Source organism: Mycobacterium sp. AZCC_0083 (assembly GCF_014202335.1).
Lineage (GTDB): Bacteria > Actinomycetota > Actinomycetes > Mycobacteriales > Mycobacteriaceae > Mycobacterium.
The window spans coordinates 107,741-122,830 of the sequence record NZ_JACHGP010000007.1 but is presented as its reverse complement, the minus strand read 5'-3'; the positions used below and the strand labels follow the sequence as shown (position 1 = coordinate 122,830).

General features: G+C 63.5%; 12 protein-coding genes. 6 read left to right on the top strand and 6 right to left on the bottom strand.

The features are described 5' to 3' along the window. Positions 1–7: 7 nt before the first annotated feature. Entirely contained in the window at positions 8–841 is an 834-nt protein-coding gene (locus HNP02_RS18390; RefSeq protein WP_184441062.1) for a mycofactocin-coupled SDR family oxidoreductase, read from the bottom strand. A 205-nt stretch (positions 842–1,046) separates the two neighbouring features. Here HNP02_RS18390 and HNP02_RS18385 point away from each other — a divergent pair, with 205 nt between their 5' ends. Next, on the top strand, positions 1,047–1,841 hold the full coding sequence (locus HNP02_RS18385) for a phosphodiesterase (protein WP_184441060.1): 795 nt from the start codon (positions 1,047–1,049) through the stop codon (positions 1,839–1,841). Between the two features lies 1 nt (position 1,842). Here the strand turns inward: HNP02_RS18385 and HNP02_RS18380 are convergent, their stop codons facing one another. Next, entirely contained in the window at positions 1,843–2,226 is a 384-nt protein-coding gene (locus HNP02_RS18380) for a PPOX class F420-dependent oxidoreductase (protein ID WP_221317738.1), read from the bottom strand. A gap of 633 nt (positions 2,227–2,859) precedes the next feature. On the opposite strand from HNP02_RS18380, the gene HNP02_RS18375 reads away from it, so the two are divergent. Genes HNP02_RS18375 through HNP02_RS18355 form a run of 5 tightly spaced genes read left to right on the top strand, consistent with a single transcriptional unit; the run spans position 2,860 to position 8,948 of the window. Beyond that, a complete protein-coding gene (locus HNP02_RS18375; protein ID WP_184441056.1) occupies positions 2,860–4,434 on the top strand; it encodes an ABC transporter substrate-binding protein in 1,575 nt (524 codons plus the stop codon). Positions 4,435–4,465: 31 nt separating this feature from the next. Continuing rightward, on the top strand, positions 4,466–5,482 hold the full coding sequence (locus tag HNP02_RS18370; RefSeq protein WP_184441054.1) for an ABC transporter permease: 1,017 nt from the start codon (positions 4,466–4,468) through the stop codon (positions 5,480–5,482). A gap of 2 nt (positions 5,483–5,484) precedes the next feature. Next, positions 5,485–6,423 (top strand): ABC transporter permease, encoded by a 939-nt coding sequence (locus tag HNP02_RS18365; protein WP_184441052.1) that lies wholly within the window; start codon positions 5,485–5,487, stop codon positions 6,421–6,423. Beyond that, positions 6,420–8,240: an ABC transporter ATP-binding protein gene (locus HNP02_RS18360; RefSeq protein ID WP_184441050.1), complete on the top strand. Its 1,821-nt coding sequence runs from the start codon at positions 6,420–6,422 to the stop codon at positions 8,238–8,240. The genes HNP02_RS18365 and HNP02_RS18360 overlap by 4 nt, the downstream gene beginning before the upstream one ends. Positions 8,241–8,273: 33 nt before the next feature. Further along, positions 8,274–8,948 (top strand): uridine kinase, encoded by a 675-nt coding sequence (locus HNP02_RS18355; protein WP_184441048.1) that lies wholly within the window; start codon positions 8,274–8,276, stop codon positions 8,946–8,948. Here HNP02_RS18355 and treS read toward each other — a convergent pair. The 4 genes from treS to HNP02_RS18335 all read right to left on the bottom strand — a co-directional run bounded on the left by treS (position 8,919) and on the right by HNP02_RS18335 (position 15,074). After that, on the bottom strand, positions 8,919–11,135 hold the full coding sequence (gene treS / locus HNP02_RS18350; protein WP_184441046.1) for a maltose alpha-D-glucosyltransferase: 2,217 nt from the start codon (positions 11,133–11,135) through the stop codon (positions 8,919–8,921). The two genes, HNP02_RS18355 and treS, sit on opposite strands and share 30 nt — an antisense overlap. 114 nt (positions 11,136–11,249) lie before the next feature. Next, entirely contained in the window at positions 11,250–12,410 is a 1,161-nt protein-coding gene (locus HNP02_RS18345; RefSeq protein WP_184441044.1) for an iron-containing alcohol dehydrogenase, read from the bottom strand. 7 nt (positions 12,411–12,417) lie between these two features. Then, a complete protein-coding gene (locus HNP02_RS18340) occupies positions 12,418–13,254 on the bottom strand; it encodes a sugar phosphate isomerase/epimerase (protein WP_184441042.1) in 837 nt (278 codons plus the stop codon). Between the two features lie 20 nt (positions 13,255–13,274). Next, entirely contained in the window at positions 13,275–15,074 is a 1,800-nt protein-coding gene (locus HNP02_RS18335; RefSeq protein ID WP_184441040.1) for a thiamine pyrophosphate-binding protein, read from the bottom strand. Positions 15,075–15,090: the final 16 nt, after the last annotated feature.

Sequence of the window (15,090 nt, the reverse complement as noted above, 5' to 3'; positions counted from 1 at the left end):
CCTGCGGTCAGGACTTCACGATGAAGCCGGCATCGATGACGAGCGTGGTGGCCGTGATGTAGCGCCCGGGCTCGGTCACCAGGTACAGGATCGCGTTGCTGACGTCGCTGGGGTCGATCCACGGCACCGGCAGGATGTGCGTGCCGGTGAAGGTGTCGAGGACGTCGGCACGCGTCGGCTTGTCGAGGTCGGGGCGGAACAGTCCATAGACGAAGTCGTTGTTGATCATGTGGGTGTCCACGCAGGTGGGATTGACCGAGTTGACCCGAATGCCGTACTGCCCCAACTCACGTGCCAACGACGTCATCAAGCCGGTCACGCCGTGTTTGGATGCCGCGTAGGACGAGATGTTCTCCGCACCCTTCAGAGCCTCCGTCGAACCGATGAAGACGATGCTGCCGCCCTCGTTCTGGGCGATGAGCGTCGGTACTGCCGCCTTCACCGTGTGAAAGACGCCGTTGAGATTGATGTCGATCATTTCGCGCCAGTCCTCGGGCGTGATCTCCCACGTCTTGGCGCCGGAGCAGATGCCCGCATTGGGGATGACGATGTCGACACGGCCGAACTGCTCCAGACCACGGTCGAACACGGCCTTCACCTGGTCGAAGTCCCGGGTATCGGCGATCTCGGCAACGATGTCACCACCGGCTTGCTTGACCAGGCGCACCGTCTCCTGAAGGTCTTCCTCGGTGGCACCGGCATACGCGGTCGTCGACGGCTTGGCACACAGATCCAGGCCGATGATGTTGGCGCCCTCCTTGGCGAGCGTCAGTGCGTGTGAGCGGCCCTGGCCTCGGGCGACGCCGGTGATGAAGACGACCTTGCCGTCGAGTTGTCCCATGGTTGACTCCGATCGTGAGAGTGGATGCGCGCCAGATCGACGTTGAAGTGAATCGTATCACCTAGTGTTATACAACTGATTACATCAACCTGTGTAGTCAATAGATGATTCGATTCACACTCCGCGTCACTGTCGTGTCGAAGTGAGTGCAGCAGGCCCACCCGAAACGACATAGCATTCGGAACTCAGGTGAACGGGAGTTCGGATGTTGATCGCTCAGTTGTCAGACCCGCACGTGCGTCCCAAAGGCGTGCTCTATCAAGGGGTGGTTGATTCCAACGCGCGGCTGGTCGAGGCCATCGATCACATCGTCGGCATGGACCGACGCCCTGATCTGGTGCTGTTCACCGGCGACCTCGTCGACGGTGGACAACCCGAGGAGTACACCGCACTTCGGGAGATCCTCGTCGGGCTCCCGATTCCCTACCTCGTCATTCCTGGCAACCACGATCACAGAGAGAACCTTCGAAAGGCGTTCTCCGATCACGAGTATCTGCCGCGCCATGGCCCGTTGCACTACTGCGTCGACGACCACCCGGTGCGCATCATCGGGCTGGATTCCACGGTCCCCGGCATGCACCACGGGCACATCGACCCCGAAGGGTTGGACTGGCTTGCGGGCACGCTGGCGCGGGACGGGACCAAGCCGACACTGCTGATGCTGCACCATCCGCCCTTCGTCTGCGGCATTCCGTACATGGACCAGTACCGCTATTTCGAGGAGGGTGAACTGCGGGCGGTCATCGAGCGGTGGGACAACGTCGAGATGGTGCTCTGCGGGCACGTGCACCGATCGATGCTCAAGCGCTGGGCGAATACCGTCGTCTGCGCCTGCCCAAGCACGGCAACGGAGATCGACCTGAGGCTACTGACCTCCGCCGAGCCTGCCAGCCACGTCGGGCCGCGGGCGTGCATGCTGCACGTCTGGGATGAACGGAACGGGTTGGTCAGTCACACCAGTCAGATCGGCCACTTCGATGGGCCTTATTCGTTCGCGTGACTCAACCGACGAAACGGCTCTGATGGCCGGAACCTCCGAGGTTCCAACTGTCGAGGCGCACCGGTCGAACGCGGATGACGTCGGCACCGGATATCTCCGCAAGTTCGGCAATGCCGTGAATCTCCAAGCCACGACCGCTTAGTTCATCGAAACCCCGGAGGGGCAACGAAGGGTCGTCGACGACCAGCGAGACCCGCGGATCGCGGCGAACGTTGCGGTACTTCTGTGATTCACGCAGTCGAACGCCACTGATGTCGACCGATCCGTAGCCGCTGTCTACGACGAAGGCCACGGGATGGATCTGCGGTGCGTCGTCCGGCCCGATGGTCGCCAATCGACCCTGCTGGCGCGACTCGAGGAAGCGCAACTCGGTGTCGGTGAACACTGCGCAATCCTCCCGCTCAACTGTGATTAGACGTGCTGGCGATGTTACTGGTTGGGTAACAAGGCGAATGTGGTGTCGCCGGGCCGACATTCGGCGCACGAGACGGCACTACGTAGGTCTGCTTGGTAGCCGTGTGCCCGGCGCATTCGTCTACAGTTCACGAAACGTGCGATTGCGGCGGTGCATCTGCGATCAACTTCAGCGACCATGGACGGCCGCGACCGCCAGAGCTCGCAGGATGGTTTCACTAGCTCGACTAGCGCCGTGAGCGGCGACGACATGTGCGCCGTGGCCGCTTCGGAATTCCAGCCATCGCTCGACGAGGCGTGCTCAGCAACCATTTGCCCGTGAGGGTAAGTGCACCCTAATTGTACGTACCGTGAAGAGAATCACGCTGCGTATTCACACTTGGCGTCTACTCATCGGCGACGAGATCTTCAACACTTGAACAGTACTCATTCATCCCTGAACACACGAAAGACGATTCGTCGACCGGAGTCCGTCCGTCGTCGCAGGCCCCTGCTGCGGGCCAGCGTAGCGGACCGGCTCTATCGCTGAATTCGTCTCGGCCGCAACAGCTTACCGACACACGATGGGAGTGACCCAGTGGTCAACACTACAGGAGCGACGCCGATGTCCAGCATCCGAGGCGCGCGGTTGGGGCGTCGGCAGTTCTTGTGGACGGCGGCGATGGGTGCGGCGGCCGTGGGTGTTGGTGCCGGTTTGGCAGGGTGCGCAGGGGGTGCTCAGCAGCCGGGTTCGGCGGGTCCGGGTGGACAAGCCAAGCAGGGTGGGATCTTGCGGTTGGGCGCTCAGGGCGGCGCCAACACCGACACCCTGGACGGACAGAACGGGCTGACCAACGCCGATTTCAATCGGATCTACCAGTTGTATGACCAGTTGGTGGTGTTGGATGCCAAGGGGCAGCCGCAGAATTCATTGGCCAAGGCGATCACGCCGAACGCCGATGGCACCGAGTGGACGATCGTGATTCCCGACGGGGTGACGACGCACCGAGGCAAACCATTCACGGCCGATGACGTGTTGTTCAGCTTGAACCGCATCGTGTCGAGCAAGTTTCCCGGTAGCACCAGCCTGGGTCCGGTCGACCTGGGATCGTCGAAGGTCGCCAATCCGACCACGCTGCTGGTGAAGTATCACCAGCCCTTCGCGGTGTTGCCCGAGATGCTGGCCTCGGTGTACTTCACGATGGTTCCGCGCGACTTCGATCCGAAGAACCCCGACGGCACGGGCCCGTTCAAGTATCAGAGCTTCACCCCGGGTGTGTCGAGCACGTTCATGCGCAATCCGAACTACTGGCACAGCGGGCTTCCACATCTGGATTCGGTCGTGACCACCAACATCGCCGATGAGACCAGCCAGGTCAACGCGTTGCAGTCCAATCAGGTCGACGTGGTCGACTTCTTGTCACAGGGTTCGGTGGCGGCGTTGCAGGCCGGTGGGATGCACGTCAACATCTCCAAGACCGGTGGGTGGGGCCCATTCACCATGCGCACCGATCAGAAGCCGTTCGACGACGTGCGGGTGCGTCAGGCGTTCCGGCTGATCGTCGACCGCAAGGAGATGCTCGGCCAGGTGTTCGGCGGTCAGGGCACACTCGGCAACGACGTGTTCTCCCTGCTGGACAAGTCCTATCCCACCGATCTACCCCAGCGCGAGCAGGACATCGATCAGGCCAAGTCACTGCTGAAGGCCGCAGGTGCGGACAACCTGACCATCGATCTGGTGACCACGCCCAATGCGCCGGGGATGGTGCAGGCCGCGCAGGTGTTCGCCACCCAGGCAAAGAAGGCCGGCGTGAACGTCAACGTGGTGCAACAAACCACCACCGACTACTTCGCCAACTCGTATCTGAAGGTGCCGTTCAGCCAGGACTATTGGCAAACGGGAACCTACATGTTCACCGCCGGGCAGAGCCAGGCCCCCGGTGCACCGTTCAACTTCTGTCAGTTCAACGACCCCGAGTACAACTCGCTCTACGCCCAAGCGTTGGCTCAGTTGGATGCGGGCAAGCGCGCCGACCTGATCCACCGGATGGCCCACATCGACTACGACCGCGGCGGTTACATCATCCCCTACTTCTTCCCGGTCATCGACGCCGCGAGCCAGAAGGTCGGCGGGGTCAACGAATCCGCCAACGGCTACAGCCCCGGCGGCAACGACTTCGCCAACTTCTGGCTGACCTAGGCCATGACGAGTCGAACGAGGAGTTGCCACCATGACTGACACACTGGAAGCGCCCGCGGCCAGCCCCTCAAAACCCAAGGCGCGCACCAACCACCCGATCCGTTCGCTGCTCGTCCGGCGACTGTTGACCGGTGTCGTCTCGGTATGGGTGATCTCGATCGTCGTGTATGCAGCGACGCTGGTGCTGCCGGGTGACGCCGCAACCGCAATTCTGGGACAGCAGGCCACGCCCGAGCGACTCGTCGAACTGCGACACCAGCTTCACCTGGACCAATCTGCGATCGGTGGGTACTTGAGTTGGGCCAACGCCGCCTTGCACGGTGACTTCGGGACGTCGCTGACACAAGGGGCGCCGGTGTGGGATCTCATGGTGCCCCGGCTCGCGAATTCGATCGTGCTGATCGTGGCAACGGCGATCATCTCGACGGTGCTCGGCGTACTGCTCGGCATGTGGGCGGCCGCGCGTCGCGATTCGTGGGTCGATCATTCGCTCTCGGTGACTGCTCTGGTGGCAAGTTCGTTGCCCGAGTTCGTCGTTGCGGTGTTCGTGGTGATGGTCTTCGCCGTCACGATGTTCGCCTGGTTCCCCGCGGTCAGCATCCTGCCCGAGGGTGAACACATCTGGAACGAACCGAGCAAGCTCGTGCTTCCGGTCGTGGCGTTGGTGATCGTGGTGACGCCCTACGTGTTCAGAATGTTTCGGGCCTCGCTGATCGAAGCCATGAGTTCCGACTACGTCGAGGTCGCCACCCTCAAGGGTGCGAGCACCACAAGGCTGCTGTTCGGTCATGCCCTACCGAACTCGCTTGCGGCAACCATCCAGGTGATAGGGCTCAATCTGCTCTATCTCGCCGGCGGGATTGCCTTGGTCGAAACCGTGTTCCAGTATCCGGGAATCGGTTTGAGCCTCGTGGCGTCGATCACCGACCGGGACGTGCCGGTGATCCAGTTTCTGGTCGTGCTCCTGGCGATCGCCTACGTCTTCCTCAACGTCGCCACCGACGTGGCCGTCCTGCTCGTAACTCCCCGCCGACGACTCCCGAGGTGATCATGACCGACACCGCCAGCACCGCCAAACCGCCGAAGCAACATGCTCCCGTCAAACGACGTGGCTCGGTTTTCAGGATCGTGCGGGGCGCCCTTGCGTCTCGCAGGGGACAGGTCGGCTTGGCGCTGACACTGCTGGTCGTCGGCATCGCGTTCGTTGGGCCGTTCATGCCCTCGCGATCTCCGACCGAATTCTCCGGTGTGCCTTACTCCTTGCCGGGCAACGGCAATGGTGTCCTCGGCACCGACGCACTCGGCCGTGACGTGCTTGCGCGTCTTCTTCACGGTGGCTGGTCCCTGCTGCTGCTCGCAGCCATATCCACGGTGCTGGCGGTGCTTCTCGGCGCGATTGCAGGCGTGGTGGCGGCATACCGAGGTCACCTGACCGAGATGCTCATCATGCGCACCGTCGACATCATGCTTGCCATCCCTCAGCTGGTGTTCGTGTTGCTGATCGTCAGCGTGATCGGCGCGAAGACGTGGCTGGTCGTCGTTGCCGTGACGTTGTGTCAGGCTCCGCAGGTCGCACGCGTCATGTACGCCTCGGCGCAAGACATCTGCGAACGTGACTTCGTCAAGGCCGTCGCGTTGTGGGGTGTGCCCCCGCGCAAGGTGATCATGCGGCACATCATGCCCAGTCTGACTACCCCACTTGCAGTGGAAGGTGGTCTACGGCTCAGCTTTTCCATCATCTTGATCGCCGGACTGAACTTTCTCGGATTCGGCACTCAGCCTCCCAACCCATCGTGGGGCGTCATGGTGAACGAAAACAGGCTCGGCTTGGCGACCAGTTACTGGGGAGTGCTCGCTCCCGCCATCGTGCTGGCGATCCTGGCGGTGGGGACCAACGTCTTCGCGGATGCACTGGCGCGGGTGGCCTTTGGCGGCGAAGACGGTGAAGAGGTACCGGTGGCTACGGCATTGGAGTTGACGAAAGCATGACAGATCTGCCCGAACTAGCCACTCTCCCAAGGGAGACTGTACCGCCCGCCAGGGACGGCCTCGTCGTCGAGGGGTTGACCGTCGTCACGGAAGTGCGCGGAACCCCTGTGGTCGAAGACATCTCGTTTCGGGTGGCGCCCGGCCAAGTCCTTGGCCTGGTGGGGGAATCCGGCTCCGGCAAGAGCACCGTCGGTGTGGCGCTTCTCGGGTTGGCGCGAAAGGGACTGCGCATCGCGGCAGGCCGGGTGTGCATCGGCGGCGTCGACATCTTGGAGCTACGCGGCAAGGATCTGCAGGGCGCCCGCGGCCGACTGGTCGCCTACGTGCCCCAGGATCCCGCAAGTGGCCTCAACCCGGCGCTACGGGTTGGCAGGCAACTGCGCGAAGCGATCATCATCCATGGCGACTCCCTCGAACACGAGACTGTCGACCAGCGAGTGACGCAGTTGATGGAGGAGGTCGGCCTGCCGGCCACTGACGCATTCCTCAACAGCTATCCCCACCAGATGTCGGGTGGTCAGCAGCAGCGCGTCGGAATCGCCATGGCATTCAGTTGCCGGCCGCGTGTGATCGTTCTCGACGAACCCACCACGGGCCTCGACGTGACCACACAACGGCGAGTCCTCGAGACCGTGCGGCAGATGACGGTCGAACACGACGTGACGTCTGTGTACGTCAGCCACGACCTGGCAGTGGTCGCACAGCTCGCCGACCAGACCGCGGTGCTCTATGCCGGTCGCCTCGTCGAGCACGCCGCCACCGAGGCCATCTTTCGCGGCGCGCGTCACCCGTACGCCGTTGGTCTTCTCAAGGCCGTCCCCAGCTCCGCCCGCAGCGAGATCCTGGTCGGCATCGAAGGCAGGCCACCACGGCCGGGGCGCTGGCCCCAAGGCTGTTCCTTCGCCGAACGGTGTGGATCCGTCCAGGAAGAATGCCGCAAGGAACTACCGGCGTTGCGTGACCTCGGCGACATCCAGCCTCACTGGGTGCGGTGTCTGTTCCCCGAACCGCCCGTATCGGTGGATCAGGCCAAGCAACCGGTCCCAGTGCTTTCGCCAGTCGCCGACGCGGTGCTCGCAGTTCGCAACCTCGCGGCCCGGTATGGCCCCCTCGACGTGCTTCGCAACGTCAGCTTCGACGTGAAGGCAGGCCGGTGTACGGCCGTCGTTGGACAATCCGGTTCGGGCAAGACGACATTGGCCCGCTCGCTCGTCGGACTGCACACCGATTGGACGGGCGACGTCGAATTGTCCGGCACCAAGCTCAGTTCGGATCCGCAGCGGCGCACCAAGGAACATCGCAGGACTCTGCAGTATGTGTTCCAAAATCCGTATGGCTCTTTGGATCCGCGGATGACGGTGCGCCAGAATCTGGAAGAACCGCTGCGTCACTTCTTCGGCCTTTCCCGATCCGAACGCGACCGCAAGGTGAACGAGATCCTGCAGACAGTCGCGTTGTCGACGGAGTACGCCGAGCGCCTGCCGCAGCAGTTGTCCGGTGGCGAGCGGCAACGCGTGGCAGTTGGGCGCGCTCTCATCGTGGATCCAGAGGTGATGGTCTGCGACGAAATCACCTCGGCGCTAGACGTTTCGGTGCAAGCGTTACTGGTCGAACAGTTGCGCCAAATGCAATCCGACCGCGGGCTGTCGATGGTCTTCATCACTCACAATCTGGCGGTAGTGCGCAGCATCGCCCAAGACGTGGTGGTCCTCTCCGACGGTGTCATCGTCGAGCACGGCCCCGTCGATCAAGTCCTCGACCATCCCGCGCACGAGTACACCCAGCGTCTGCTGGCGGATCTGCCATCGACTGAGTGAAGCGGATTGCGTCGCCTATCCTGGAAAGGACGTATGGCCTATCCCGATATCGCGCCGAACATCGCACAGTGGAGCATCCGTCGCCACCACGACGTGCTGGAACAGCTGCGGGGGTACGGCAGGCCAGGGGTGATCACTCTGATCGGCATCGACGGCCACAGCGGGTCCGGCAAGTCGACACTCGCGGACGGGCTGGCCGGCCTCGCGGATGACGTCTGCGCAATTCATACCGATGACCTGGCCTGGCATCATTCGTTCTTCGACTGGGGCCACGTGCTGGCCGAGCGCATCCTGGCTCCGCTTCGGCGCAACGGGCCACCAGTCGTCTACCGCCCGGAGGCGTGGGTAACGCGTGAGCGGCCGGGGGCGATCAACGTCCCCGAGGCCACCGCGGTGGTGATCGTCGAGGGAGTGGGGACCTGCAGCCGCGACCTGGAACCCTGGTTCGACGCCATGGTCTGGGTGCACGCCCGCGAGGAGGTCGCGCGCCGGCGCGTCGTCGCCAAGGGAGTGGACAGCGCAGAGTTCGTCGATGATTGGATGGCGCAGGAGAATTCGTTCTTGACCGTCCATCAGCCATGGTTGCGCGCAGACCTGATCGTCGGCGGTGAGCTGGGCCAGCCGACGGTGGGCGGCGAGACCGGAAACGTCGTCACCTCGCCAGGGCCTGGCCGACCGTCAGACGTCCGCCGACTGCTCGACGATTAGACACATGCCGTGGTGGGGCGGCATGTCGACGCCGAAGCTGTGCAGGTCATCGATGGTGGCAACTTCGTTGCCGGTGAACGCGTCCGTCACCGTTGCACCCGGTGGCAGTTGCTCGGAGCGCACCGTCCCGGCGATGTGCTCGTTGGCGAAGTTCAGTACGGTCAGCTGGTATCGACCTGGTTCGGCCAGCTGGTGTACCAGCACGAGCATCGCCCGGTGCGACACCTCCGGGATGTCGATCTGTCGACTGGTGGCGATGCCGAAGTGATTGCGGACCCGCAGGATGGCCTGCAGCTGCCGCACGAAGCTGGTCTCGTCGGCCAACTGCTCTGGAATGGAACCATAGAGACTGCGGCCACGCGGCATGCCGGCGGTCGACTTCGTCGCCTGTGGGTTCACTCCCATCAGATCGTGGGCGGCGCGGTGAATCCAACGGGTGTCGCCGCCGCTCAACAGATCGGTCACCTCATCGGCAGGCAGCGTGAGCATTCCGCACAGATCCCATCCCGAGAGAGCGAAGACACCGGGCTGCAGCGCGTTGAACATGACCAGTAGAAGATGCGATCGCCGGATGTCATCGATGTCTTCGATGTCATCCAGGTCGGTGATCCCCAGTGCCGCGGCGATGACCGTGCTGCTGGTGCAGGCGATGCCGTTGGTGGTGAAGACCAAGTTGTAGGGCGCGGCCTTGCCGGTCAGCCGCTCGCTGAGATCGCGGCGCACACTGTCGCCGAGTTGTTCGCCCGTGAGTTCCTCGCCCTTGTAGCCGAAGACGTCGTCCCTGTGACCGGTGGACCAGTGCACCAGTTCGTAGGTCAGCTCGTCGTGATTCTGGAGTGCATGGACGAGTGAGGCGGGATCAACACCCAGTTCCAACGTCGTCCGCAGTGTCAGCCGCAGGAACTCGGTATCGGCGGTGGCGAGGGCGTGGTGATAGGCAGGCCGGTTGATGAAGTCGTAGGACAGGTCGGCGCCGGCCTCACCGTTCTGTCGGATGTCGTCGATCGTGAGATTGAGTTCCTGGAAGGTGAATCCGCCAAGTTTGCGCACCATGCTGGCGATCAGGTGGTTGGCCGCCTCGGACAGGGGATGGCCTTCGGACCAGGCGGGGTTGTCTTCTGCGGCCGACTTTTCTGCGCCGAGGAAGCCGTTGGCGTCCAGACGCAACCCGCCTGAGCCAAGGTCGGTCAGGGAATGCAGCGCGTCGCCGATGACCAGACGCATACCGGCAAAGGTCGGATCCAACCAGTTGATCGATGGCTGACCGTCCTTGAAGTAGTGCAGATAGACCCAACGCCGTTCGACACCGTCGACGCCAACGACTACACCTGTCGCGCTCCAGTTCGTCTCCTTGACCCCTTCGGCATAGAAGATGACTCGCTGGAGTCGCCCAATGATGTAGCCGGCATTCGCCAGCCACTCCTCGGTTGCGGCGTCGATGTTGACCGAGTCTGCACCTGCGGGGATGTCGGGCAGACGGTCCCAGTCGCGAGGGTCGATCTCAACCATGTGGTAGATACCCGGGTAGTCGGCGTACTTGACTTCGGCCAAGCGGAAGTCGGCTCCCTTGCCCGTGTGCCCAGGCACGATGTCGTCGATGATCGTGCCGCCGTGCCAATTCGCGGTGCCACACATGTGGCGGAACTCTTCCTCGGTACCGAATGCGGAGTCGATCCTGGTGCTTATCCGGTCGAAGTGGCCGTCGACGCTGGGCGTCTGCTGCCAGCCCGAGAGCCCACCGGCCAGCTTTACCGGGCCGGTGTGTACCGCCTCGATGCCGATCGCAGCGAACGCCTCCCACATCTCTTCGTTGGCCATCGCGTGAAGGAATGATTCGTCGGTGCGGGTGATCAGTGACAGGGGGTAAGCGGTGAACCATACCGACGCGGTGTCCACGGCCCCCCGGGGGTTCGGATTCGCGTAGGGGTTCTGCCACATCGATCCCTGACCGGAGAACTGCTGGCTGATCTCGTTGGCGTCGGCCAGCATGGACTGCGATAGGAGCCATGACACGTAGGCCGCGTTGTCACCCCGTGCTGGGCCGTCTTGGGAGACCGAGCGTCGAGCAAACGGGGTCTTGACCCGCGGCCGGAAGCGCAGGGTTCGGGGCCGAGCGGGGTGCAGATGTTCGTCGAACGTGATGTCGGTCGGCTCGTTGGTCTGATCCTCGGGTGCCGGCTCGGCCACTAGGCGATGCCTTTCCTCGTTAGCAGCTGGTGAAACCGCATGTCCGCGGTTCGGCCCAAGCTTGCGCCAAGTATGAGCCTGCGTACGAGGATACGTCCGGCCCAGCGGAGGCCCTCAGCGGTAAACCTGTGAGTAAATGCGCTCGATGTCTTCGCGGCTCGGCACGACCGGGTTGTTGGCCGGCGAACCGGAGGCGACGGCCTGCTCTGCCATCAGCGGGGTCAACTGAGCCCAGGCATCGTGGTCGATCCCGTAACTCTGGGGTGTCGGTACGTCGAGATCGTGGCACAGCTCGGTGAGGGCATCGACCATCGCCCGCGAGGCGCTTGCATCACTGGTGGACGGGTCGGCCACACCGTAGGCGCGGGCGCATCGGGCGTAGCGTGCCTCGGCGCCGGAAACCGAGTATGCGGTTACGGCGGGGAACAGCATGGCATTGGAAAGGCCATGTGCGACATGGAAGTGCGCCCCGATGGGCCTGCTCATCCCGTGCACCAAGGTCACACTGGAATTGGAGAAGGCCATGCCGGCTTGCGTCGAGGCCGCCATCATCGCCTCGCGCGCTTCACGATCGTCTCCGTCGTGGTATGCGCGGCGAAGATTGCCAGAGATCAGCCCGATGGCCGACAACGACACGGCATCGCTGATCGGGTTGGCCTTGCGGCTGACGTAGGCCTCGACGGCGTGGGCTAGTGCGTCGACACCGGTGTCCGCGGTAAGCCTAGGCGGCATCGACATCGTCAGCTCGAAATCGATGATCGCGGCGACCGGAAGGAACGACAATCCGGGGCACAGCATCTTCTCGTCGTTGTCGCTGTCGGTGATGACCGTGAACTGAGTTGCCTCGGAACCACTTCCCGCCGTCGTGGGTATGGCGATGATGGGAAGCGCAGGTCCGCTGTAGTTGTGTGGGGCCTTGAATTTGCGCATCGGACCGCCCTGGGATGCCAACACGGCGAGCGCCTTCGCGGAATCCATGGGACTACCGCCGCCGAAACCGATGATGCAATCGGCGTTGTGCGCGTGCACGGCATCGACGCCTCGGTCGAGTGATTCGGTGGTGGGGTCGGGGACGGTGCCATCGAATACCGCCGCTGCCATTCCGGCAGAGCGCAGCAACGACAGGACGCGATCGGCGCCACCCGTAGTGGTCAGGTACGTGTCGGTCACCACTAGCGGCCGATGCAACCCGAGGCTCTCGATGACGGCTGGCAGTTCGTCGAGGGCGCCGCGCCCGATACGTGAGTAGCGCGGGAAGGCGATGTTTGCGGTCATGGTGGGACTAGTCCTGGATCTGCTCGATGAGGTTGCGAAGGTAGACGTAGCTCTTCTGTGCGGCGTCGAGGCTGCCGCACTCGACGGAGAGAACGACGTCGTGATCCGCCGTGGACAGTGTGCGGACGATGCGTTCCCAGTCGATGACTCCTTCGCCGCACGCACAACCCAACATTCCGCGGACCTTGCCACGCAGGCGGCGCGCGTCCTCGACGCTGATGTCCTTGGCGTGCATGTGCGTAACCTGCCCGACGATCTGCTCGAGCCACTCGTGGGGATCGTTCCCGCTGAGGTAGCTGTTGCCGGTATCGAGATTGATCGTCAGCGCTGGACTGTCGACCAATTGCATGATCTTCTGCAGCCGCGCGGGGGTGGCGGTGTAGGGACCGTGGGTTTCGATCGCGATCTTGATTCCGCGGGGTTCGGCAACCAGGGCTGCCTCCTGCAGGGTGTACCGCATCAAGGTGTAGTTCTCGTCCTCGGTGGTCCAGGAGGGCGTCGGACCGTCATCGACCATGATCATCGGGGCGCCGACTTCGACCGCATAGCGGATGGATTGGCGGAGGTACTCAACGGCGACATCGGGTTTGGCCAGCGGGGCGTGACTCGATAGTGACGAGATTCGAAGACCGCGGTCATCGGCGGCCTTCTTCAGGATCAGTGGATCGTCGAGCATGGATCGGCTATGGAAATAACCTGCTGCACTGAGCAGTTCGCGTCCCCAATGCACCATGGGCTCGATGTATCGGTAGCCGATTTCGGCGGCCTGATCCATCGCCCAGTCGAAGCCCTGGTTCTCGAGACGTGCGAACTCGAGGTTCAGGCCGAGTTTGATGTTGCCCATGGCTGGTGCGCCCTCCCGGCTCAGAAGCCGCGCTTGCTGACGTAGTCGTCGCGGGTGTCGCCGTGGTATGCGGGGACGGTGATGTCCCACCAGCCCGTGGGATGCATTTCCGTCCAGGGCAATTCGTGGGCGCTCATGACCTCCAGCACGACGGGAGCCCTCGTCGCGAATGCACGCTCGACGGCGTCGGCGAGCTTCTCCGGATCCTCGACTCGCTCTGCCGCACAACCCAATGACCGCGCGAAGCCGGTGATGTCGGCGAAGTAGGGCTTGCCGTCGGGCGTCGTCCAATTCGTGGTGGCCTTGCGGGCGGCACCGAAGAGGTTGATCTGCAGATCCTTGATCGCCTCCCATCCACCGTTGTTGAGGACGACGACCACCAGGGGCAGACCGAGCATCGCCACGGCGGCGAGCTCCGTGCCGGTCTGCAGGAAGCTGCCGTCGCCGATCATCGCAAGAACCGGTGTGTCCGGGCGCGCCACCTGTGCGCCGATCGCGGCGGGTAATCCGAAGCCGATGCCCGAGAAGCCGCCTGCGACGATGTTGGTCTTCGGTCCGTAGATGGGAAACTCGTTGAAGGCCTGATTGGCCGGGTTGCTGGAGTCGGTGACCAGGATGCCTTCCCGTGGAAGCGCTTTGCGAATCTCGACCATGGCGCGTGAGTTGGTCATCGGCAGGTAGTCCGTGGTTCGCATGGGACGCAGATGTTCTTCCCACTGCGACTTGAGATCCTGCAGCTCCGCGAAGTACGCGCCTGCGCGGTAGTCGAGCGCAGGCCTCTCGCCAGCCAGCGCGCTCGCCAGTGCCTGCAGTGAGGTCTTGGCGTCACCGACGATGCCGACCTCCACCGGATAGTTGCGGCCGATCTCGAATCCGTCGATGTCGATCTGAATCAGCTTGGTGTCGGGGATGTTGAAGGTGACCCCGGGGCGGTAGGACGACGTAACGCGGTCGCTGAACCGGCAGCCGATGGCAAGGATCACGTCGGCCGTACGAGTGACCCCATTGCCGGAGATGGATCCCATGTCTCCGCATGGCCACGCGTACAGATCGTGGTCGGCGGGAAAGGCCCCCTTGCCCTGGAACGAATGGGTGACCGGGGCGCCGAGGTACTCGGCCAAGGCGAGCAGTTCCGGTGCCGCGTCGGCGGCGATCACGCCGCCGCCAGCCAGGATCACAGGACGAGTGGCACCAGCGAGCAGCCGTGCAGCCTCGGCGACGGCGGCCGGGTCACCGGTCGAACGCGTCGCGGCGCGCCGGGCGCCCGTCTGCGGCGCGTACTCGCCGTATTCGGCCTGAAGGTCCTGCGGGATGTCGACGAGCACCGGCCCTCGGCGTCCCTCGTACATCGTGTTGAAGGCTTGTGCCAGCGCGGTGGGAATCGACTCGACGCGGTTGGGCTGCCACCACCGCTTGACCACCGGTTCGGCCATCCGCGGAAAGTTGTTGCCGTGCGGGCGGTCGATCTCTTGAAGGACCCCACGATTCTCCATGTAGGTGTGCACCGCACCGGTGAGCAGGAGCAGCGGCTGGGAGTCGGCGAAGGCCGTGGCCAATCCGGTCAGCGTGTTGGTCGCGCCGGGGCCGATCGACGTGCAGACCGCGGCGATCTTGCCGGACGCACGGTAGTAGCCGTCGGCCATGTGTGCCGCACCCTGTTCGTGCATGGCAGGCACTAGCTCGATCTCGTCGGCGCGGTCGACGAAGGCGTCGAGCAGGGCGGTGTTGCCGTGGCCGGGAATGGCGAACACCTTCTCGACACCTTCCCGGATCAAGATGTCGACCACCATCTGGCCGCCGGTGAGCTTCGTCGTCGTCATGGCACTGCTTTCGTGG

What these genes read in the sequence shown, in the direction of transcription:
- HNP02_RS18365 (WP_184441052.1), top strand. Translation starts at nt 5,485, where the DNA reads ATGACCGACACCGCCAGCACCGCCAAACCGCCGAAGCAACATGCTCCC.
- HNP02_RS18375 (WP_184441056.1), top strand. Translation starts at nt 2,860, where the DNA reads ATGTCCAGCATCCGAGGCGCGCGGTTGGGGCGTCGGCAGTTCTTGTGG.
- HNP02_RS18345 (WP_184441044.1), bottom strand. Translation starts at nt 12,410, where the DNA reads ATGACCGCAAACATCGCCTTCCCGCGCTACTCACGTATCGGGCGCGGC.
- HNP02_RS18340 (WP_184441042.1), bottom strand. Translation starts at nt 13,254, where the DNA reads ATGGGCAACATCAAACTCGGCCTGAACCTCGAGTTCGCACGTCTCGAG.
- HNP02_RS18385 (WP_184441060.1), top strand. Translation starts at nt 1,047, where the DNA reads ATGTTGATCGCTCAGTTGTCAGACCCGCACGTGCGTCCCAAAGGCGTG.
- HNP02_RS18335 (WP_184441040.1), bottom strand. Translation starts at nt 15,074, where the DNA reads ATGACGACGACGAAGCTCACCGGCGGCCAGATGGTGGTCGACATCTTG.
- HNP02_RS18370 (WP_184441054.1), top strand. Translation starts at nt 4,466, where the DNA reads ATGACTGACACACTGGAAGCGCCCGCGGCCAGCCCCTCAAAACCCAAG.
- HNP02_RS18360 (WP_184441050.1), top strand. Translation starts at nt 6,420, where the DNA reads ATGACAGATCTGCCCGAACTAGCCACTCTCCCAAGGGAGACTGTACCG.
- HNP02_RS18355 (WP_184441048.1), top strand. Translation starts at nt 8,274, where the DNA reads ATGGCCTATCCCGATATCGCGCCGAACATCGCACAGTGGAGCATCCGT.
- HNP02_RS18390 (WP_184441062.1), bottom strand. Translation starts at nt 841, where the DNA reads ATGGGACAACTCGACGGCAAGGTCGTCTTCATCACCGGCGTCGCCCGA.